This window comes from Spongiactinospora sp. TRM90649 (genome assembly GCF_029382225.1).
Lineage (GTDB): Bacteria > Actinomycetota > Actinomycetes > Streptosporangiales > Streptosporangiaceae > Spongiactinospora.
Window position 1 is genome coordinate 44,821 of record NZ_JARLTC010000013.1, and the last position, 19,358, is coordinate 64,178.

Sequence of the window (19,358 nt, forward strand, 5' to 3'; positions counted from 1 at the left end):
ATCCGCCGCACCCGCCCCCACCGAAAGTCGGAGTCGTTATCTTTCCGTTATGTGAGATCAGGTGAGAGTCCCGAATCCGGGGGCATTCTTGATCTCGAAGTCCAGCAGAGGGGCTTCGTCTCACGCGAATGAGGCGTGCCTCTGCATGGGCTTTTTTCCATGGACGGGGCCGCTCACAATCTGACTGGAGCAGCGAAATGGCCGTCCTGGACCGCACGATCGATCAGATGACCGCCGAAGACCTGCTGGCCGAGATGGCCAGGCCCGAGATCTCGGAGCTGGAGCGGGTCCGCGTCCGCGAGCGCCTGGTGGAGATGCACGAGGGTCTGGTCGCCGACGTCACCCGCCGCTACCGCTACCGCGGCGAGCCCATGGAGGACCTGCGCCAGGCCGCCTACGTCGGCCTGATGAAGGCCATCAACGGCTTCGACGGCGCGCTCGGCCATGAGTTCAGGGGCTACGCGATGATCACCATGATGGGCGAGGTCAAGCGCCACTTCCGGGACCGCACCTGGGCCGTCAAGGTCCCGCGCGTCTACCAGGAGCGCCGCCTGGAGATCAACAAGATCACCGCCGAGCTGACCCAGACGCTGGGCCACTCCCCCACCGTCGCCGAGCTGGCCGCCCGGATGAAGATCTCCGAGGAGGACGTGCTGCTCGCCCTGGAGGCGTCCGGCGCCTACAGCGCGCTGTCCCTGGACGCCCCGGTCGGCTCCGGCGAGGACGCCGCCGACCTGAGCGACTTCCTCCCCGCGCAGGACGAGTCGCTGGACACCCTGCTCGACCGGCACTCGGTCAAGCCGCTCATCGACGCGCTGCCGGTCCGCGAGCGCAACATCCTGCTCATGCGGTTCTACGGGAACATGACCCAGGCCGAGATCGCCGCCGAGTTCGGCATCTCCCAGATGCACGTCTCCCGCATCCTGCGGGCCGTGCTCACCAAGCTGCGCACCACGCTGTCCAACTGACCACGCCGGGGGGGCGGGGAGAAGACGCCGTCCGGGCCTTGACCATCGGCCCGGACGGCGTCGTTTTCGTCGCTCTCTATCTGGCTATGCGCCGATGTTCCTGCCCTTGGCGTGCCAGGCGACCGCCACGGACGGACGCGGCTGGGAGTCACCGCCGTCCGGCCAGCGGCTGGACGGGTTGTCGGGGTTCGCGCCGTTCGTCTCGCCAGGGTGCTGGACCGCGACGAACACGCTGAGCCCGTCGGAGGTCACCAGCGGGCCGCAGGTCTCCGCCCCCACCGGCACGGTGAGGAACTGCCGCAGGTGCCCGCGCTCGCGCCCGGTCACCGGCATCGCGAACAGGCCGTCGTTCTTGGCCAGCGCGTTGCCGTCGGTGGAGATCCACAGGTTGCCCTCGCGGTCGAACGCCACGTTGTCCGGGCAGGAGATCGGCGAGACCTGGGTCTTGTCGAACCCGGCGAAATAGGTGGTCGGGTCGGTCGGGTCGCCGCAGACCAGCGGAAGCGACCAGGAGAACGCGCTCGCCGCCGCGTCGTCGCGGCGCTCGACGATCTCCAGGACGTGCCCGTGCTTGTTCGACGGACGCGGGTTGGCCTCGTCCACCTGGGCCGCCGTGCGGTTGGTGTTGTTGGTGAGCGCGACGTAGATCCCGCCGGTCACCGGGTTGCGCTCGACGTCCTCCGGGCGGTCCATCTTGGTCGCGCCCACCTTGTCGGCGGCCGTGCGCGTGTAGACGAGGACCTCCTCGGCCGTCATCCCCTCGACGAACGACTTCTTACCGCTGACCAGCGGGATCCACTCGCCGGAGCCGTCGAACAGGCCGTCGGCGGGCAGGCGTCCCGAGCCGTCGATCTCGCTCTTCGGGCTGTCGCCGGTGAACCGCGCCACGTAGAGGGTGCCCTCGTCCAGGAGGGTGCGGTTGTGCCGGTCGAAGCCGGGGATGTAGCGGTCCTTGGACACGAACTTGTAGATGTACTCGAACCGGGAGTCGTCGCCCATGTAGGCGACGAGCCTGCCGTCCCTGGACAGGGTGGTGGTGGCCGCCTCGTGGGCGAACCGGCCGAGCGCGGTGCGCTTGATCGGGGTGGAGTCCGGGTCGAAGGGGTCGATCTCCACGATCCACCCGAAGCGGTTGATCTCGTTCGGGTGCTTGGCGAGGTCGAAGCGCTCCTCGATCCGGTCGAACCGACGGCTTCCGCTGGGGATGGCGGTGGTCACGCTCACGCCGTACCGCTGCAGGTACGGCTTCTGCGCCTCTGGCACGCCGTTGCCGCCGACGAAGTACTGGTTGAAGTTCTCCTCGGCGGTCAGGATCGTGCCCCACGGGGTGGAGCCCCCCGCGCAGTTGTTGATCGTGCCGATCGGGGCCACGCCCTTCGGGTCGGCCGCCGTCCGCAGCAGGGCAGAACCCGCCGCCGGGCCGCTGAACCGCATCGGGGTCTGCGCCGTGATCCGGCGGTTGTAGCGGCGGCGGCCCTTGGTGACCAGCCGCCACTGCCCCGTACGGCCGACCCGCTCGATCTCCGCGACGGACCCGCCGTGCGCGGCCAGCCCGATCCTGATCTGCTCCTCCGTGGCCGCCGTCCCGTCGGTGTAACCGCGGAACATGAGCGCCTCGTCGGTGTACTCGTGGTTGACCCACAGCAGCGCGCGGTCCTTGCCGCCGAGCGGGAAGATCGCCACGAAGTCGCAGTTGTAGCCGAACTGCGCGGCCTGGGCCGCGGCGGTCTGGTTGTCGAAGTCGAACTCCGGCGCGCCCGGCAGCACCGGGTCGCCCCAGCGCACCACGACGGCCGAGCGGTAGCCCTCGGGCACGGTCAGCTTGTCGTCGGTGTTCGGCGGAACGGCGGTGAAGCGCAGCGAGCCGTTGCCGCCGCCGTGTCCCCGGTCGCCCGCGAGCCCCGCGACGTCCGGGTCCGCCGGGTTCGTGGAGGCCATGGCGGGGACGGCCGCCGCCGTGAGGGTGGTGGCGCCGGCGCCCACGGCGAGCGCGCCGAGAGCCCCGGCCCGGAGAACCCCCCGGCGGGACAGGGCCTCGGCGACGATGTCACCGAAGTATCGGTTCTCGGTCGTGTTGGGTACGTCGTGCGAGCAGGCGTTACCGCAGCGGAACTGGCAGGTGAGCGCGCTTCGACCGGCCTGATGCTGGGTCGTCAGCAGCGGCAGCAGCCCGCGCGGCGAGGGATTGGCCACCGATCCTCCAAATTTTTCACGAGTTATCCCGCCGGGACGCTACGGTCGCCGTCCGAACCTCGGGTGAACGATGCCTGCCCGATCGATGAACCGTTGGGACCAGGGCATGATGGGTGGCGTGCCACCGCTGAAGCCCGCCCCCGACAAGGTCCGCGCGGCGCTCGACGCCCAGCTCGCCGTCCTCGACGAACCCGCCTACGACGGGCCGGACAACGCCGGGACGATGCTGGGCGCGTGCGTGCCCGCGGTACTGCGGGCCTACGAGCGCGGGCTGCGGCCGGAACGGGAGGCGGCGCGCTATGCCGTCCGCCACCTGCTCGACCGGCTGGCCTCGACCGCGCCGGGGCGATCCGTCGAGGTGCGGGTGCCGCCCTACGCGGCGGTGCAGTGCGTGGAGGGCCCCCGCCACACGCGGGGCACGCCGCCCAATGTGGTGGAAATGGACGGGCGTACCTGGCTCGAACTGGCCACCGGCGCGCTGACCTGGGCGGACGCGACGGCGCAGGGCCGGATCGACGCCAGCGGGGCACGGGCAGACCTGTCCGAGTACCTCCCGGTGCGCTGAGCGGGCGGTCTCGTCTGGGGCTTCGGCCTTTCGGTTCCTACTCCCCCGACATCTCGCCCGGCTGGACACCGAGTTTGATCTCCACGCAGCGCTGGGCCTGCTCCTGGGTGGGCAGCCGCATGCACTCGCTGAAGTTCGTGTAGAACCAGGTGAACAGGGCGACGGCGAGGATCAGCGTGAGCACGCTCAGGGCGATCCCGACCCAGGCCCGGCCGGTGTTGGCGCGGCGGGTCAGCGCGATGATCCCGAAGATGATGCCGACGATCGCGACGATCACGCCGAGCCCGCACAGGAAGAGCAGGAACAGGCTCATGATGCCTAGCACCAGCGCGGTCGTACCGAACCCACCCCCACGCCGAGGCGCACCGTAGGGCGCCCCGTACTCACCCCCGCCGCCCCCGGCACCCCCGCCGCCGGTGCCATACGGAGGTTGCGGCGGATAGGAGGGCGGCCGCCCATGCCCTTCGGCCCCAGCCTGCCCGGGATAACCCGGCGTCCCCGGATACCCCCCCTGCCCCGGCTGACCGGCACCACCGGGCTGACCGGCGCTCGGCTGACCTGGGTAGCCGTACTGACCCGCCTGCTCGGGTTGCCCCGATTCACCGGGACCACCGGCTTGACCAGGGCCGCCGGGCTGGTCAGGTGGCTCGGCCTGCTCCCCGTAGGCCCTGCGCCCATCGGAGGCGGCGCCGCCCTCGTCGTACTCGTCGGAACGGCCTGCGGGCGTGCCTCGCTCGCCGTACTCTCCGGGCCCTTCAGGGGGTGCTCCCCAATCGCCGTATTCGTGGGAACGGCCGGAGGCCGTGCCGGGCCCGCCGTACACTCCCGCGCGGCCCGGTGGGGTCCATGGGGTGCCGGGTTCGTCCGGTTGGGGCGAGGTGGCGGGTGGGGGCTGGTCGTAGCGGGACGGTTGTTGCGAGACCGGGGGCTCCTGGCCGTGTTCGTTCTCGTGGTCGCCGTTGGGGGCGTCCTCCCAGCCGGGATAGGACGGAGGCTTCGTGCCGGGCACGGGGTACGCGCGGGTCTCGTCCGTGCCCTCCGAGTCCTCTGGCCGCTCCGGACGCTCCGGCCGCTCATGGCCGGGCTCGTCGGGGTCCGGGTCCCGCTCGGACTCCGGCCGGTTGGGGTCCCCTGGTGTTGTCACGTCTTCGATCTCCCGACCTTCGAACAGGCATGCCGGTACCCCTCACCTTCGCCCGCGCCCCCGCCGAACCCCGCGCGGACACGGCAAAGCCCGGGCGATCCTTCGACATCTCTCCCCAAAGGGGCGAGAAAGGCCCCTCGCGGGCAAGATGAACGCATGCTCGACGAGACCCAGGCCTATGCGCTCCTGCAGGTCATGAAGCCCTTCCGCAACCTCATCGCGAGCGGGCTGGCCGAACTCGATCTGCACGCGGGCCAGGAGATGCTGCTCAACCAGCTCTGGCGCGAGGACGGCATCACGCAGAGCGAGCTGATCGAACGCCTGGGCGTGGAACCGCCGACGGTGACCAAGACCCTCCAGCGGCTGGAGCGAGCCGGAGTGGTGCGCCGTGAGCCCGACCCCGGCCGCCGTCGCATGATCCGGGTGTTCCTCACCGAGCGCGGTCACGAGCTGCGCGAGCCGGTGGAGGCCGTCTGGCGCGGGGCCGAGGAACGCATGCTCAGCGGGCTCAGTGACCAGGAGCGGGCCGCCGTGGCGACGATCCTGCCGAAGATGGCCTCCTCCCTCTCGGCTTTCCATCCGCACCGTCCGTGTGGTTAGCTGGCTAATTAGCCGACTAAATCACCATACGGGGGAAACGTGCGTACTGCACTCACCGACAAGGTCGTCCTGGTCACCGGAGCGTCCGCGGGCATCGGCGCGGCCACGGCCGTCGCCTACGGGCGTGAGGGCGCCAGGGTCGCGCTGACCTACAACACCGGCCCCGAGCGCGCCACAGAGGTCGCCAAACGCGTCCAGGAGGCCGGTGGAGAGGCGTTGACCGTCCATCTGGACCTAGAGCGCCACGAGACCATTCAGGCCGCTGTAGAGGCCGTCAGGGGCCACTGGGGCACAGTGGACGTCCTGGTGGCCAATGCCGTCCGCTGGGGCACCATCAGGCCCGGCAGCATGCGCTTCGAGGATGTGCCAGCCGCCGAGTGGACGGCGGCGATGCACGCCAACGTGGTGGGCAACGCGCTGCTGGCGCGGGCCGTCCTACCCGGCATGCGGGCCCGGGGCTTCGGCCGCATCGTCCTGGTCTCCTCCGGCATCGCCGAGGAGGGCGTACCCGGCCCCGGCCCGTACGGCACCGCCAAGAGCGCGCTGCACGGCATGGCCCGCGCGCTCGCCTGGGAGGCAGGCCCCGACGGCGTGCTCGTCAACGTCGTCGCCGCCGGTCTCACCCACACCGAGCGCGAACGGCCGTTCGCCGACGAACTGTTCGACGCCATCGCCGCGCGCACGCCGTCCCGGCGCCTGTCGTCCACCGACGACGTGGCCGGCCTGATTCTTTACCTTGGCTCCCCCGCCAACGGAAACCTCACAGGTGAGGTGGTCAGGGACGGTTCCAATGCCGGGCGCACGGTTCACACCATGTGACCCCTGGCGCGAGCTCAGAACGGCCCGACTTAGACTGAAGCACGTGCTAAAAGGCGACGGCCGGTTGGGCCATGACCTTGACCCCCAAGACCGTGCTCCGCAGGACGCCTGCGGTGTCTTCGGCGTCTGGGCCTCGGGGGAGGAAGTCTCCAAACTCACCTACTACGGGCTGTACGCGTTGCAGCATCGCGGCCAGGAGTCCGCGGGCATCGCCGTCAGCGAGGGCCACCGCATCCTCGTCTACAAGGACATGGGCCTGGTGGCCCAGGTCTTCGACGAGTCCGTGCTGAGCACGTTGCGCGGCCACATCGCGATCGGGCACTGCCGATACTCCACCACCGGGTCGAGCGTGTGGGAGAACGCGCAGCCCACCCTCAGCTCCACCGAAGAGGGCGGGCTCGCGCTCGCCCACAACGGCAACCTGATCAACACCGCCGAGCTGGCCGCGCGGCTGGCGCCCGGCTCGATCAAGGCGACCTCCGACACCGAGGTGCTGACCGCGCTGCTCGCGCAAGACCGCGACCGCTCCGTGGAAGACGCCGCGGCCAGCCTGCTGCCGCAGGTCAAGGGCGCCTACTCGCTGGTGTTCATGGACGAGAAGACCCTCTACGCGGCCCGCGACCCGCAGGGCATCCGCCCGATGGTGCTGGGCCGTCTGGAGCAGGGCTGGGTCGTCGCCTCCGAGACCGCCGCCCTCGACATCGTCGGCGCGGCGTTCGTCCGCGAGATCGAGCCCGGCGAGATGCTGACCATCGACGAGCGCGGCGTGCGCTCGCGCCGGTTCGCTCCCGCCGACCCCAAGGGCTGCCTGTTCGAGTACGTCTACCTGGCCCGTCCCGACACCACCATCGCCGGGCGCGGCGTGCAGGCCACCCGCGTCGAGGTCGGCCGCCGGCTGGCCCGCGAGCACCCGGTCGAGGCCGACCTGGTCATCCCGACCCCCGAGTCGGGCACCCCGGCCGCGATCGGCTACGCCGAGGCCAGCGGCATCCCGTACGGCCAGGGCCTGGTGAAGAACTCCTACGTCGGGCGCACCTTCATCCAGCCGTCCCAGACCATCCGCCAGCTCGGCATCCGCCTGAAGCTGAACCCGCTGCGCGAGGTGATCGCGGGCAAGCGCCTGGTGGTCGTGGACGACTCGATCGTGCGCGGCAACACCCAGCGCGCGATCGTGCGGATGCTCCGCGAGGCGGGCGCGACCGAGGTCCATGTGCGCATCTCCTCACCGCCCGTGGCCTGGCCGTGCTTCTACGGCATCGACTTCGCCACCCGGGCCGAGCTGATCGCGGGCTCGCTGTCGGTGGAGGAGATCCGCGCCTCGCTCGGCGCCGACTCGCTCGGCTACATCTCGCTCGACGAGCTGACCGCGGCGACCACGATCCCCGCCGGGCGCCTGTGCCGGGCCTGCTTCGACGGCTCCTACCCGATCCCCGTCGAAGACGACAGCCTGGGCAAGTACCTGCTTGAGGAGGTAGACGCTTGATGAGCACCTACGCCGCCGCGGGCGTGGACATCGAGGCGGGCGACCGCGCCGTCCAGCTGATGAAGTCGAAGGTCGCGATGTCGCGCCGTCCCGAGGTGGTCGACGACCCGAGCGGGTTCGCCGGTCTGTTCGACGTCTCGGCGCTGCGCGGCTACACCCGGCCGCTGATGGCCACCTCCACCGACGGAGTCGGCACCAAGGTCATGATCGCCCAGGCGCTCGGCAAGCACGACACGATCGGGCAGGACCTGGTCGGCATGGTCGTGGACGACCTGGTGGTGTGCGGCGCGGAGCCGCTGTTCATGACCGACTACATCGCCTGCGGCAAGGTCGTCCCCGAGCGGATCGCCGACATCGTGGGCGGCGTCGCCGAGGGCTGCCGCCTGGCCGGGTGCGCGCTGGTCGGCGGCGAGACGGCCGAGCACCCCGGCGCCCTGGGCCCCGACGAGTACGACCTGGCGGGCGCGGGCACCGGCGTGGTGGAGGCCGACGCGCTGCTCGGCCCCGAGCGGGTGCGGGCGGGCGACGTCGTGCTGGCGCTGGCGTCCAGCGGCGTCCACTCCAACGGCTACTCGCTGGTCCGGCACATCGTGAAGGCGGCCGGGCTGACGCTTGAGCAGGAGATTCCGGAGCTGGGCCGCACGCTCGGCGAGGAGCTGCTGGAGCCGACGCGGATCTACTCCTCCGACTGCGTGGCCCTGACGCGGGCGCATGAGGTGCACGCGTACGCGCACATCACCGGTGGCGGACTGACCGCCAACCTGGCCAGGTCGCTGCCCGCCGGGCTCGACGCCGTGCTCGACCGCTCCTCGTGGACCCCGCAGCCGATCTTCGGCGTGCTCGCCGGGCGCGGCGGCGTCGCCCAGGCGGACATGGACCAGACGTTCAACCTCGGTGTCGGCATGTGCGCGGTCGTGCCGCCCGCGTCGGTCGATCCGGCGCTGGAGCTGCTGGCCGAGCGCGGGGTGCCCGCGTGGGTGCTCGGCGAGATCGTGCCGGGCGAGGGCCGGGCTTCGTACGGCTGAGCCCCCGTAGTGGTCCGGGCCGCCGAGGTTCCGGGCTTCGAAAACGGCGAAACGCGCCCCGGGACCTGGCAGATCCCGGAGCGCGGTTTACCGTATGTGTGCAGGACACTGGAGAAACCGCAGCCGATGGAGGAAGACACCCGGTGGCTGCGCCTCCCGGGTGCCTCACTCTCGCGGGCTGAGGATTCGTCTAGCCGCGTCGAGACGGCCCGCCGTCGCGGTCATCGTCGTCGCCGTAGACGTCGGCGTAATCGGCGTACCGATCGTCGACCTCGTCCTTTGACTCAAAAGCGTCGTCGTCGTGGTCGGAGTCGTTGCTAGTCACGAGCTCCTCGCGAAGACGATCAAGATCGGTGCCGCCGCTGTTGTACTTCAACTGGCGGGCAACCTTCACCTGCTTGGCCTTGGCTCGGCCGCGCCCCATCGGCTCGACCCCCTCATGCGGGGTCGTACCCGACCCCTCGTCGCTAACGCACCACGCACTGACGCCACCTGACTTCCGGCGTCAGCTCCTCGTTCGCCTATTACCGTACCTGTTTTGCGCTCAGCTCGGTACGCCGTATGGGCGCGGGCCATCAGTGGCCCAACCAAATGGCCCTAATCCGCCCGACTTCCGACATTCTGCGCTCGGCTAGCCTATCGGCTGCGACGGCGGGAGGGACCCCCTCCTCTGCGGCTATCGCGAAAATCTTGAGAGTCGTGTCGAAGATCTGGGACGCCTTTGCCCGTGCCCGCGTCATGTCGAAGCCGCCGATCTCGTCGGCCACCTGGATCACCCCGCCGGAGTTGACGAGGTAGTCGGGCGCGTAAAGGATGCCCCGCTCGGCGAGTTGCTTCTCCACGCCGAGATGGGCGAGCTGGTTGTTGGCGCCGCCACAGACGATCCCGGCGCGCAGCCGCGGCACCGTGTCGTCGTTCAGCGAGCCGCCGAGCGCGCACGGAGCGTATATGTCGAGGTCCGCGTCGATCATCGCGGACTGGTCGGCGAGCACCTTCACGTGCGGATGCCGCGCCAGGACGCGCTGGACGGCGTCCTTCCTCGGCTCGCAGATCGAGACCTCGGCCCCCTCCTCGACCAGGTGGTCGACCAGCCGGTGTCCCACCTTGCCTACGCCCTCGACGCCGACCCGCCGGCCGCTCAGGGACGGCGTGCCGAACTTGTGCTGGGCGGCGGCGCGCATGCCCTGGAACACGCCGAAGGCCGTCAGGATGGAGGAGTCGCCCGCTCCGCCGTACGCGAGGGTACGGCCGGTCACGTGCGGACTCTCACGTGCGATGACGTCCATGTCCTCGCTGTAGGTGCCGACGTCGCAAGCGGTGATGTAGCGCCCGTTGAGCGTCTCGATGAATCGGCCGTAGGCGCGCAGCAACGCCTCCGACTTGTCCCTGGACGGATCGCCGATGATCACGGCCTTGCCGCCCCCGAGGTCGAGGCCGGCCAGCGCGGCCTTGTAGGCCATCGCCCGGGACAGGTTGAGCACGTCGGCCAAGGCCGCCTGCTCGCTTTCGTAGGGGTAGAACCTGGTGCCGCCCAGGCTCGGTCCGAGTGCGGTGTTGTAGATGGCGATGATGGCACGCAGGCCGCTGCGCTCGTCCGAGCAGAAGACGACCTGCTCGTGCGCGGCCTGGCCACTGGTGGGGCTTGTGTCCTTTTGGGACACCCCGAAGACGTCGGTCACGGTGGTGACTCCCGGTCCGGTCCGCCGGCCTTCGCGGCGGAGATCACCCTCAGCGTAACCGCATGCGCGCCTGTGATACCGGACAACAAGGGGTCCTTCATGACACGATGCCATCGTGCTGCCCTATGCCGCGTACCTTCGCGTCTACGAGCCGCTGAGCGCGTTCCCCGAGCCCGACAGGCGCAACTGGGACGCCTACGCGGCATCGCCCGACCGCCCACGCCGCGCGGGCGCCCTGCGCGCCGAGCAGGTCGAGTCGGTCCGCCGTCTGCTCGGCGTGCCTCCGCTGCCCGCCCCCGCCCAGGAGAGCGACAACGCCTACCTGCGGAGGGTCGACGAGGTCCTCTACATCTGCCCCTGGCAGAGCAGGCTGCGCTCCTGGCTGGCGTTCTCGCGCTTTCGCGGGAGCACCCCGGTCAAGCTGATGGACCGGTTCGTGCCCAAGGCCATCGTGGAGCAGACCGCCGACGACTTCGACCGCTTCAAGAAGGGAGGCGGCTCGGAGGCGCTCCGTACTCACATCCACACCTCGACATGGCACGTTCCCACGTCCTGGCTGGTGCCTTTCGACGGGGCCGAGCGCTGGCTCGTCCTGGACGGCACGCCCGGAAGCCCGCCGGAGAACGGCCAGGAGAGCGGCGTGGCCCCGGCCTCCTCGACCACCACGCCCACCACCCTGCCGACCCGGACGCTGATCTACGTGACGTCCATGGCCCAGGCCCGGCGGAGGGTCGCACGGGCACTCAACGTGATCCGCAAGCACGTCGGCGAGGTGCCGACCACCACGGAGGTAGAGGAGATCGGGCGCTGGCTGGAGGAGTTCCACCCGCACTCACTTGTCGAGCTGGACTACGGCGGGCTCGTGCACCTGATGGACGACGACACCCTGCGCAGCGACCAGTCGGTGGCCGAACTGGCGGCGGCCCTGACCGGCCTGGACACAGGTCAAGAAGAACTTGCTTTCGCCATGTATCAGAGGGTCATCCTCAGGTGGAAGTCAATCCAGGTCCTGGAATCTGCCAACTGAGCCCCAAATCGTCGCTCTGACCTGCATCTGTTGGTCAGGTGACTCCCAGCCACGCATCTGCGAACTGAGTAGTTTGCCGTTTTCACTGCGATACCACGAAACGTGTCGCTAGAATCACCGAGCGTGACATCACCGCGTGGACACCTAGTTGGGCCCCAGAAGGGCTCGCCAATCGCTCTACGTGGCTGTATGGTCACATCGGGTGATGCCGCATATGGTCCGGGAAAGCCGCACGCGAAGGGCCATAGGGGGACATCCGTGACAAGCGCAAACGCAGTCGCAGGGATCGCTCGCCGATCCACACGGAGGAGAGGCCGCACTAATGTCAGCTCGTACACCCGAGGCCGAGCCACTGCTCACGCCGGCAGAGGTCGCCACCATGTTCCGCGTCGACCCCAAGACCGTTACCCGGTGGGCCAAGGCGGGCAAGTTGACGTCCATCCGCACCCTCGGCGGTCACCGGCGCTACCGGGAGACCGAGGTCCGGGCGCTGCTCGCGGGCATTCCGCAGCAGCGCTCGGAGTAGGAGCGAGGAGGACGGAGACCGTCAGCCCCAGGGGAATCAGCGGCGCCGCCCGCCCGGCGCCGCCCCACTGGGGGCCCACCCCCTGCCAACAGAGGAAGCCCCCGCCACCGACCCACCGCGGTCCCGGTCACCGAACCTCCATCCCACCGCCACCGCCACATCCGCCAACCTCCCTTCACCCAAAGGCTTGAACCCGAGCCCGGCCCCGCCGCCCCGCCCAGGCGCGCGGCCCGGGCTTACCACCCCGCTCCACCCATATCGACGAGCCCCCCGTCACCCCGAGTGATCGACCAGCCCCCAGCCGGTCCCACGTCCCACCAAGCACCGACCACGCGGCTCCACCCACCGCGCCCACCGGCCGTCACCCCCGACGGCCGGGGAGCCCGCCCCACCCACGGCGCCTGAGGCACCCACCTCACGCTCGCGCCGCCGCGAGCGCCGTACGCCAGAAGGCCCTCGCGTGAGATCGCGCAGGCGGACTCATGCCGCCGAGGACATGCCGGTTCCCTCCAGCAGCGCCGACCACACGCTCATCTGATGCCTCCGGGGAATGCGTGTGCGGATGGGGGAGGCGAACGCACCTGCATTTGGGGTGGGCGTGGGAGTCAGGCGGGGAGGATGCGCTGGATGGCCGGGTCCTGGTGGGCGGCGGCGGTGAGGAGGGCGAGCATCTGGTCGACGAGGAGGCGTTCGAGGGACGGGCGGTCGATGTCGCGGTGTTCCAGCCAGTCGAGGCCCGCCGTCTCGACGGAGGCGATCCAGGAGCGGAGGGTGATCCGCAGCAGTGGTCCCGGCTCGGTAACGCCGGTCTTCTCCATGATGAGCCGGAGCAGGAACCGCCGTACTCCTTCGGCGATCTCGCCGACCTCGCCGCTGCGGTTGGCAGGGCCGCCGCGCAGGAGGGCGGCGAAACCCGTCGCGTGTTCTTCCACGAAGTCGAAGTAGCGGCCGAGGCCGCTCGCCAGAGCGTCGAGCGGGCGTCCGCCCTCGACCATCCGGAGCCGTTCTTCCAGCTGCTCAGCGGCGTTCTTCAGGGCCGCCAGGTATAGCTCATGTTTGCCGCCGAAATAGTGATAGACGAGTGCGCGGGAAGCGCCCGCCGCGGCGGCGACGTCGTCGATGGAGACGTTCTCGGCGTCGTGTTCGCTGAAGAGCCAGAGGGCTGCGTCGATCAGTTCCTGGCGGCGGCGGTCGACCGTGAGTCTGCGGCGCGGAGGGCGTGGCGCGGAGGCGGGTTTCGCCCTCCGGGCCTGGCCCTGTTCGGCGGCTTCGGAGGTGGCACCCACAACTCGACGATATCGGAGTGAACACGCATGCCGTTCCCGGCCGATCCCCGCATTAACGGCAGAGCGTTTCCTTGAAGTTTTGACGAACAGTTCGGTCCCCGCTCACAGCGCACCTGGGACGATTCCAGATCGGTCCAATGGAAATCACGCTTCCCCGTTGCTTGCCCGTACCCTGCGCGTAACTCGATCGTTTGGTGTGGCAGGTGCCCATCCACGCTCCGCGGGGAGACACATGTCAGGACCGCCCGTCAATATCACCACCACGACCCGAGCCAGGGATCTGGCCGGGGCCGTAGCGTCCGAGGGCTACGGGCAGCCGCGTCCCCGGCCCACGATCCGCAATGTCGCCGAGCGCGCAGGCGTCTCCAAATCGCTGGTGTCGCTGGTGCTCCGCGGATCCCCTCACGTCAGCGAGCATCGCCGTCAGGCTGTGCTGCAGGCGGCACGGGAGCTCGGCTATCGCCCCAACGCCGTGGCCCGCAGTCTGGTCGAAGGCCGGACCCATCTGGTCGGCGCGCTCGTCGCCGACCTGCACAACCCGTTCTACGCCGAGTTCCTCGACGGCCTGCAGGAGAGCCTGCACGGCGATGGGTTACGGCTACTGATCGGCAACAGCCAGTGGGAGCCCACACTGGAGGACGAGGCCGTCGAGGCGTTTCTCGAACTCCGGGTGGACGGACTGGTGCTGCTCGGCATCGCGCCGATGAGCGCCACCCTCATCGAGGCCACGTCCTACACGCCGACCGTCGTGGTCGGCGAGCGCCACACCGAGCTCGAAGGCGTGGACATAGTGGTCGACGACGACGAGCTGGGCGCCCGGCTCGCCGTGGACTATCTCGCCCAGCTCGGGCACCGCAGGATCGCGCACATCGAGGGCGCGCGGTCTTCGGCGGCCAGGTTCAGGTGCGAGGGCTATCTCGTGGCGATGCGAAGGCACGCGCTCGCGCCGTACATCATGGTCGAGCACGGCGACTTCACCGAGGAGAGCGGCAGGAGCGCGGCTCACGCGCTGCTCAGCCGCGATCCGCGGCCCACGGCGATCTTCGCGGTGAACGACATGGCCGCGCTCGGCGTGCTCACCGCGGCGAGCGAGCTTGGCCTGCGGGTGCCCGAGGATCTGTCGGTGGTGGGCTATGACAACAGCCACCTCTCGGGCGTTCACCACATCTCGCTGACCACGGTGGACCAGCCGCGCCGCGCCATGGGCCGGTCGGCCGCCGCCTTGCTCAGCGACAGGATCGGCGATCCGGCCAAGGTCTCGCGCATGCGCCAGGTCACCCCCAAGCTCGTCGTACGGAGGAGCGCAGGCCCCGCCCCCGCCTGATCCGCCCGTACCCCGCACGCTGCCCCCACGAAACCCCGCCGGCGACACCACCGGACGGACCGGACCTCGCGAGCACGGAAAGGAATGCTCAAGGCCGGGTCATTCCCCCGAAGTGGCCTCGGGCGTCTGGTGTTGACTCGGGCTGTGACGTCGATCCCCGGCGGGTCGCCGTCCGGCCCACGCCGGCGGACCGATCGTTCGCCTGTCACGGGGGCAGCGAGCGGGGCTCTCCCGCCTGACGCCGGGTCGGCGGTCGGCGTCGGAAGCGGGGGTAGACATGCGTGATCCCGAACTGGTGGCCTGTGCCCAGCGCGCGGCGGCGGAACTCGAACGGGCCTGGACCGGCTGGCGTGCCGACAACGGCCACGAGGGCGACGTGTCGGCGGAGTCCGTGGCCAGTTACGTGGCCCATTCGATCGACCATCCGTGGGGGCGTCCCCGGGTGGTGCTGGGCCTGGACGCGGAGGACGCCCGCGAGCTGGCCGCGCTGCTGCTGCGCCAGCGCAGCGAACTCCACGAGCACGCCTTCTGAGGCGCGCGCCCCATGGGAACGCGCGTTCGGGAGCGGGTCCGTCACTGAGCGCGAGGCACGGCGCGCACCCGGCGTCCGGCTTCGCGATGCGCCCTGGGCGGTCGTCAGATCGCCCCCAGCGCCGTTTCCGGCCCCGTCCGGCCTTCGGGACGCCGCGCGGCCCAAGAACTCCTTACAGCGCTTCTGTGCGTTCTTGACGGCCGCCGCTCCGCGTTTGCCGCCACGAGGCGGCCCGGCCGCCGGATACCGGCCAGGCCATTGCGGCTCGATCACGGAGACGGACCACGTAAGTTGGTTTGCCGGACGGGCCCGCGCCGGGCGGGCCGGCGCACCTGCTTTCCTGGAAGCAGCGAATCCGTGGTTCCCGGTCGGATCGACCACCGGCCTCGCGAAGGGGGAGAAAGTGACCAGTCGAGCAGTCGCCGGTGTGGCGATGGCGCTGTGCGGGCTGACCGCGGCGGCATGCGGTACGGCCGGCGCGGGCGCCACCCCCGCCTTCAACCCTCCTCCCGCCACTCCACAGCAGCAGGCCGCGCCGTCCGAGGCGAGCAGGTCGAACGGGTCGAAGGGCGAGCCCTCTTCGGACCCCGCGCCCGGCTCCACCGCCTCCGATCCGCTCCACGGCAAGGTCGTGGTGATCGATCCCGGGCACAACGGCGGAAACGCCGCACACCCGGAGATCATCAACCGTGAGGTCGACGTGCTGACCAAGCGCAAGCCGTGCGACACCACCGGCACGTCCACCAACAACGGCTACAGCGAGGCCGCCTTCACCTGGGACGTCTCCAAGCGGATGGCCGCGATCCTCCGCGCCAAGGGGGCCACCGTCAAGCTGACCAGGAAGAACAACACGAGCGTCGGGCCGTGCATCACCGAGCGCGCCGCGATCGGCAACAAGGCCAAGGCCGACGCCGCGATCTCGGTGCACGCCGACGGGGCGGCCCCGGCCAATCACGGCTTCCACGTGATCATGCCGAAGAAGATCAACGGCCCGGTCGATCCGGTGGTCGCCGACTCCCGGAAGCTGGGCATCGCGGTCAGAGACGCCTTCCGGGCGGGCACGGGCCTGCCGTACAGCAACTACATCGGCGACAAGGCCCTCGACTTCCGCGACGACCTGGGCGGGCTCAACCTGTCCACGGTGCCGAAGGTCTTCGTCGAGTCCGGCAACATGCGCAATCCCACGGAGGCGGCGAAGTTCCACTCGCCGGCGTTCCGGCAGAAGATCGCGCAGGCTCTCGCCGACGGAGTGCAGAACTACCTCAACTAACGCCACCCATGCACGAAGGTGCACAAAGACCCATCAGGTAGGGCACAAACCCACACTGGTTTGGCATGATCGGGATATGACTGATCTGTTGCCGCTGCCCCGGGTCGTGGATCTCACGGGTGGGTCGTTCGAGCTGGCGCCCGGCGCCGCGATCTCGGGCGACGGCGAACTGGTGGACGGCCTGCGCGCCGCTCTGTCCGTGCTCGACCTGCGCATCGTGGACGGCGGCGGCGCGGTCACCGTGCGGCGCGACCCCGGGCTCGGGGCCGAGGCGTACACGCTCACCGTCGATCCCGGCGGCGTCAGGGTCACCGCCGCCGACCGGGCCGGGGCCTTCTACGCGGGGCAGACGCTACGCCAGCTCCTCCCGCCCGACGCCTACCGGTCCGTACGGCCCCGCACCCCCTGGACCATCCCCGGCGTCCGCGTCGAGGACGCGCCCCGGTGCTCCTGGCGCGGGATGCACCTGGACGTGGCCCGCCATTTCCTGCCCAAGCAGGACGTGCTCCGCCACATCGACATCATGGCCGCGCACAAGCTGAACATCCTGCATCTGCACCTGGTGGACGACCAGGGCTGGCGGGTGGAGAGCCGAGCGTACCCGAAGTTGCACGAGGTCGGCTCGCACCGACCGCGCACGATCTCCAGCTACTACGGCGAGGAGGTCACCTACGACGAGGTCCCGCACGGCGGCCGCTACACGCTCGCCGACCTCGCCGAGATCGCGGAGTACGCGCGCTCGCGGTCGGTGACGGTGGTCCCGGAGATCGACGTACCGGGCCACGCGTCCGCCCTGGTCGCGGCCTACCCGCAGTACGGCGCGCGGCCCCAGGAGACGTTCCCGGTGCTCGACCGGTGGGGCATCTCCCCCACGATCCTGTCCCCGCTGCCCGCCACCGTCGACTTCCTCACGACCGTGCTCGACGAGGTGGCCGGGGCGCTGGGCGGCGCGCCGTTCTTCCACATCGGCGGCGACGAGTGCGTGCTCGACGACTGGGCCGCCTCGGCGGAGATCGACGACTACCGCCGCTCGCTCGGCCTGGACACCCCGGCGGAGCTGCACGCGTGGTTCCTGCGCAGGCTGGCCGACGAGCTGGCGGGGCGCGGCACGCGGGCGGTGGTCTGGGACGAGGCGTTCGTCAGCGGCGAGCTGCGCGCGGACACAGTGGTGATGCCGTGGCGCGGCATGGGCGTGGCCAGGCGCGTGGCGGCGGCCGGGTACGACGTGGTGATAACTCCCGTCTTCCCGCTCTACTTCGACTACGGGGAGTCCGACGGCGCCGAGGAGCCGCTGGCCATCGGCGCGCCCACTACCCTGGCGGACGTGGCCGCCTTCGAGGTGATCCCGGAGTCGTGGACGGCGGCCGAGCGCGCCCGCGTGCTCGGCGCGCAGGCCCAGCACTGGAGCGAGCGCATCCCGGACGCCCGCACGCTGGACTATCGGGCCTGGCCGCGCGGCGCGGCGCTGGCCGAGATCACCTGGCACGGCCGGCCGGCCGACCTGACGGGACGGCTCGGCGCCCACCTGGCCCGCCTGGACGCCCTGGGCGTGGAGTACCGGCCGCCGCAGGGGCCGCGCCCCTGGCAGCGGGGCGGCATCGGCAGGCGGCGGCACCGGCCGGGCGTCGTCAACGTGGTCGAGATGATGCGCCACGTGGAGGAGATGACGAACTCCGCCGACTCCACGCGTCCCAGTATGTGAGGCACGGTATGTGAGGCACGCCGGGGAGGTCAGGTGGCCGTGCGGCCGATGATCTCCTCGATGGACTTCAGGCCGTGGCGACGCACGCGGCGAGCCAGCGCGCGGTGGATCCGTGACGCCCACAGCGGCCCGCCGTAGATCATGCCGGTGTAGCCCTGCACCAGGGACGCGCCGGCCAGCAGCCGCTCCCACACGTCGTCCACGTCCTCGACGCCGCCCACCGACACCAGCGTGATCCGGTCGCCGACGCGGGCCCGCAGCCTGCGCAGCACCCGCAGCGAGCGGGCCTTGAGGGGACGGCCGGACAGCCCTCCCGCGCGCGTGGCGGCGGTGGTCCGCACCCCGGCGGGGCGGGCGATGGTGGTGTTGGTGGCGATGATGCCGTCCAGCTCCAGTTCCAGCGCCAGGTCGGCGATCGCGTCGATGTCCTCGTCGGCGAGGTCGGGCGCGATCTTGACCAGCAGCGGCGTGCGGCGCGTCGTGGCGGCGGCGACGTGCTTGACCTCGGTGAGCAGGGGGCGCAGCATGTCCACGGCCTGCAGGTCGCGCAGCCCGGGCGTGTTGGGCGAGCTGACGTTGACCACCAGGTAGTCGGCGAGCGGGGCCAGTTCCTTGGCGCAGGCCGCGTAGTCGGCGACCGCCTCGGCCTCGGGCACCACCTTGGTCTTGCCGATGTTGACGCCGACCACCACGGGCAGGCCGCGCGGCCTGCGCAGCCTGGCCGCCGCCGCCTGCGCCCCTGCGTTGTTGAAGCCCATCCGGTTGACGATGGCCCGGTCGCGGATCAGCCGGAACAGCCGGGGCCTGGCGTTGCCCGGCTGGCCGTGCGCGGTGATCGTACCGACCTCGACGAACCCGAAGCCGAAGGCGGCCAGCGCTTCGGCGCAGCCCGCGTCCTTGTCGAAGCCCGCGGCCAGGCCGAGCGGGCCGGGGAAGTGCACGCCGAACGCCTTGACGCGCAGCGCGGGGTCGCGCGGCGCCAGCGCGCGGTGGATCAGGCGCTTGAGCAGCGGCAGCAGCGCCAGCAGCCGGAGCGCCCGGACGGTGAGATGGTGCACGGCCTCGGCATCGAAACGGGCCAGGACCTGCGTGAACACGAGTCGGTACATCACGCGCCAGCGTACCGCCGCGATCACGGCGGGCGGGGGCGGGGCTCGAAGGTCAGGCCCGGAAAAGGATCCGGAAAGTGGCTCAGGTCCGGAAAAGAGGGGCGGA

18 protein-coding genes are annotated in these 19,358 nt (G+C 70.5%); 12 read left to right on the plus strand and 6 right to left on the minus strand.

Annotated features, from left to right (window positions below):
• Positions 1-197: 197 nt before the first annotated feature.
• Positions 198-968: a SigB/SigF/SigG family RNA polymerase sigma factor gene (locus P3X83_RS17790; protein WP_277306225.1), complete on the plus strand. Its 771-nt coding sequence runs from the start codon at positions 198-200 to the stop codon at positions 966-968.
• Between the two features lie 84 nt (positions 969-1,052).
• Here the strand turns inward: P3X83_RS17790 and P3X83_RS17795 are convergent, their stop codons facing one another.
• On the minus strand, positions 1,053-3,161 hold the full coding sequence (locus tag P3X83_RS17795) for a PhoX family phosphatase (RefSeq protein ID WP_277306226.1): 2,109 nt from the start codon (positions 3,159-3,161) through the stop codon (positions 1,053-1,055).
• 109 nt (positions 3,162-3,270) lie between these two features.
• Here P3X83_RS17795 and P3X83_RS17800 point away from each other — a divergent pair, with 109 nt between their 5' ends.
• Positions 3,271-3,726: a sterol carrier family protein gene (locus P3X83_RS17800; protein ID WP_277306403.1), complete on the plus strand. Its 456-nt coding sequence runs from the start codon at positions 3,271-3,273 to the stop codon at positions 3,724-3,726.
• A 37-nt stretch (positions 3,727-3,763) separates the two neighbouring features.
• Here P3X83_RS17800 and P3X83_RS17805 read toward each other — a convergent pair whose 3' ends face one another.
• On the minus strand, positions 3,764-4,870 hold the full coding sequence (locus tag P3X83_RS17805; RefSeq protein WP_277306227.1) for a hypothetical protein: 1,107 nt from the start codon (positions 4,868-4,870) through the stop codon (positions 3,764-3,766).
• 156 nt (positions 4,871-5,026) lie between these two features.
• Here P3X83_RS17805 and P3X83_RS17810 point away from each other — a divergent pair, with 156 nt between their 5' ends.
• From P3X83_RS17810 to purM, 4 genes are read left to right on the plus strand one after another with little or no spacing between them, the layout of a single operon-like run.
• Positions 5,027-5,470, plus strand: coding sequence for a MarR family transcriptional regulator (locus P3X83_RS17810; RefSeq protein ID WP_277306228.1), 444 nt, complete (start codon positions 5,027-5,029; stop codon positions 5,468-5,470).
• A gap of 39 nt (positions 5,471-5,509) precedes the next feature.
• The gene (locus tag P3X83_RS17815; protein WP_277306229.1) at positions 5,510-6,289 is read left to right on the plus strand and encodes an SDR family oxidoreductase; all 780 of its coding nucleotides are present in this window, start codon (positions 5,510-5,512) and stop codon (positions 6,287-6,289) included.
• Positions 6,290-6,332: 43 nt separating this feature from the next.
• Positions 6,333-7,772, plus strand: coding sequence for an amidophosphoribosyltransferase (gene purF, locus P3X83_RS17820; protein WP_277306230.1), 1,440 nt, complete (start codon positions 6,333-6,335; stop codon positions 7,770-7,772).
• Positions 7,772-8,797, plus strand: a complete 1,026-nt coding sequence (gene purM, locus P3X83_RS17825) for a phosphoribosylformylglycinamidine cyclo-ligase (RefSeq protein WP_277306231.1) — start codon at positions 7,772-7,774, stop codon at positions 8,795-8,797. Before purF ends, purM begins: the two co-directional genes overlap by 1 nt.
• A gap of 190 nt (positions 8,798-8,987) precedes the next feature.
• Here purM and P3X83_RS17830 read toward each other — a convergent pair whose 3' ends face one another.
• Positions 8,988-9,221, minus strand: coding sequence for a DUF3073 domain-containing protein (locus tag P3X83_RS17830; RefSeq protein ID WP_277306232.1), 234 nt, complete (start codon positions 9,219-9,221; stop codon positions 8,988-8,990).
• A gap of 151 nt (positions 9,222-9,372) precedes the next feature.
• Positions 9,373-10,476 carry a Glu/Leu/Phe/Val dehydrogenase dimerization domain-containing protein gene (locus P3X83_RS17835; protein ID WP_277306233.1) on the minus strand — a complete coding sequence of 368 codons (1,104 nt, stop codon included), beginning with the start codon at positions 10,474-10,476 and terminating at the stop codon, positions 9,373-9,375.
• Positions 10,477-10,591: 115 nt separating this feature from the next.
• On the opposite strand from P3X83_RS17835, the gene P3X83_RS17840 reads away from it, so the two are divergent.
• Together P3X83_RS17840 and bldC are read left to right on the plus strand one after the other, a co-directional pair.
• On the plus strand, positions 10,592-11,503 hold the full coding sequence (locus P3X83_RS17840) for a hypothetical protein (RefSeq protein WP_277306234.1): 912 nt from the start codon (positions 10,592-10,594) through the stop codon (positions 11,501-11,503).
• Positions 11,504-11,825: 322 nt separating this feature from the next.
• The gene (bldC, locus tag P3X83_RS17845; RefSeq protein ID WP_013133571.1) at positions 11,826-12,029 is read left to right on the plus strand and encodes a developmental transcriptional regulator BldC; all 204 of its coding nucleotides are present in this window, start codon (positions 11,826-11,828) and stop codon (positions 12,027-12,029) included.
• 605 nt (positions 12,030-12,634) lie between these two features.
• On the opposite strand, the gene P3X83_RS17850 is transcribed toward bldC, so the two are convergent.
• Positions 12,635-13,315 carry a TetR/AcrR family transcriptional regulator gene (locus P3X83_RS17850; protein WP_277306235.1) on the minus strand — a complete coding sequence of 227 codons (681 nt, stop codon included), beginning with the start codon at positions 13,313-13,315 and terminating at the stop codon, positions 12,635-12,637.
• Between the two features lie 232 nt (positions 13,316-13,547).
• On the opposite strand from P3X83_RS17850, the gene P3X83_RS17855 reads away from it, so the two are divergent.
• The 4 genes from P3X83_RS17855 to P3X83_RS17870 all read left to right on the plus strand — a co-directional run bounded on the left by P3X83_RS17855 (position 13,548) and on the right by P3X83_RS17870 (position 18,143).
• Positions 13,548-14,639, plus strand: a complete 1,092-nt coding sequence (locus tag P3X83_RS17855) for a LacI family DNA-binding transcriptional regulator (protein ID WP_277306236.1) — start codon at positions 13,548-13,550, stop codon at positions 14,637-14,639.
• A gap of 277 nt (positions 14,640-14,916) precedes the next feature.
• On the plus strand, positions 14,917-15,171 hold the full coding sequence (locus P3X83_RS17860; RefSeq protein WP_277306237.1) for a hypothetical protein: 255 nt from the start codon (positions 14,917-14,919) through the stop codon (positions 15,169-15,171).
• A gap of 403 nt (positions 15,172-15,574) precedes the next feature.
• Entirely contained in the window at positions 15,575-16,441 is an 867-nt protein-coding gene (locus P3X83_RS17865) for an N-acetylmuramoyl-L-alanine amidase (RefSeq protein ID WP_277306238.1), read from the plus strand.
• 76 nt (positions 16,442-16,517) lie between these two features.
• Complete coding sequence (locus tag P3X83_RS17870) at positions 16,518-18,143, plus strand: beta-N-acetylhexosaminidase (RefSeq protein ID WP_277306239.1); 1,626 nt, start codon at positions 16,518-16,520, stop codon at positions 18,141-18,143.
• Positions 18,144-18,172: 29 nt separating this feature from the next.
• Here P3X83_RS17870 and P3X83_RS17875 read toward each other — a convergent pair whose 3' ends face one another.
• Complete coding sequence (locus tag P3X83_RS17875; RefSeq protein ID WP_277306240.1) at positions 18,173-19,252, minus strand: quinone-dependent dihydroorotate dehydrogenase; 1,080 nt, start codon at positions 19,250-19,252, stop codon at positions 18,173-18,175.
• Positions 19,253-19,358 lie beyond the last annotated feature (106 nt).

What these genes read in the sequence shown, in the direction of transcription:
- P3X83_RS17790 (WP_277306225.1), top strand. Translation starts at nt 198, where the DNA reads ATGGCCGTCCTGGACCGCACGATCGATCAGATGACCGCCGAAGACCTG.
- P3X83_RS17800 (WP_277306403.1), top strand. Translation starts at nt 3,271, where the DNA reads ATGGGTGGCGTGCCACCGCTGAAGCCCGCCCCCGACAAGGTCCGCGCG.
- P3X83_RS17810 (WP_277306228.1), top strand. Translation starts at nt 5,027, where the DNA reads ATGCTCGACGAGACCCAGGCCTATGCGCTCCTGCAGGTCATGAAGCCC.
- purM (WP_277306231.1), top strand. Translation starts at nt 7,772, where the DNA reads ATGAGCACCTACGCCGCCGCGGGCGTGGACATCGAGGCGGGCGACCGC.
- P3X83_RS17830 (WP_277306232.1), bottom strand. Translation starts at nt 9,221, where the DNA reads ATGGGGCGCGGCCGAGCCAAGGCCAAGCAGGTGAAGGTTGCCCGCCAG.
- bldC (WP_013133571.1), top strand. Translation starts at nt 11,826, where the DNA reads ATGTCAGCTCGTACACCCGAGGCCGAGCCACTGCTCACGCCGGCAGAG.
- P3X83_RS17855 (WP_277306236.1), top strand. Translation starts at nt 13,548, where the DNA reads ATGTCAGGACCGCCCGTCAATATCACCACCACGACCCGAGCCAGGGAT.
- P3X83_RS17860 (WP_277306237.1), top strand. Translation starts at nt 14,917, where the DNA reads ATGCGTGATCCCGAACTGGTGGCCTGTGCCCAGCGCGCGGCGGCGGAA.
- P3X83_RS17870 (WP_277306239.1), top strand. Translation starts at nt 16,518, where the DNA reads ATGACTGATCTGTTGCCGCTGCCCCGGGTCGTGGATCTCACGGGTGGG.
- P3X83_RS17875 (WP_277306240.1), bottom strand. Translation starts at nt 19,252, where the DNA reads ATGTACCGACTCGTGTTCACGCAGGTCCTGGCCCGTTTCGATGCCGAG.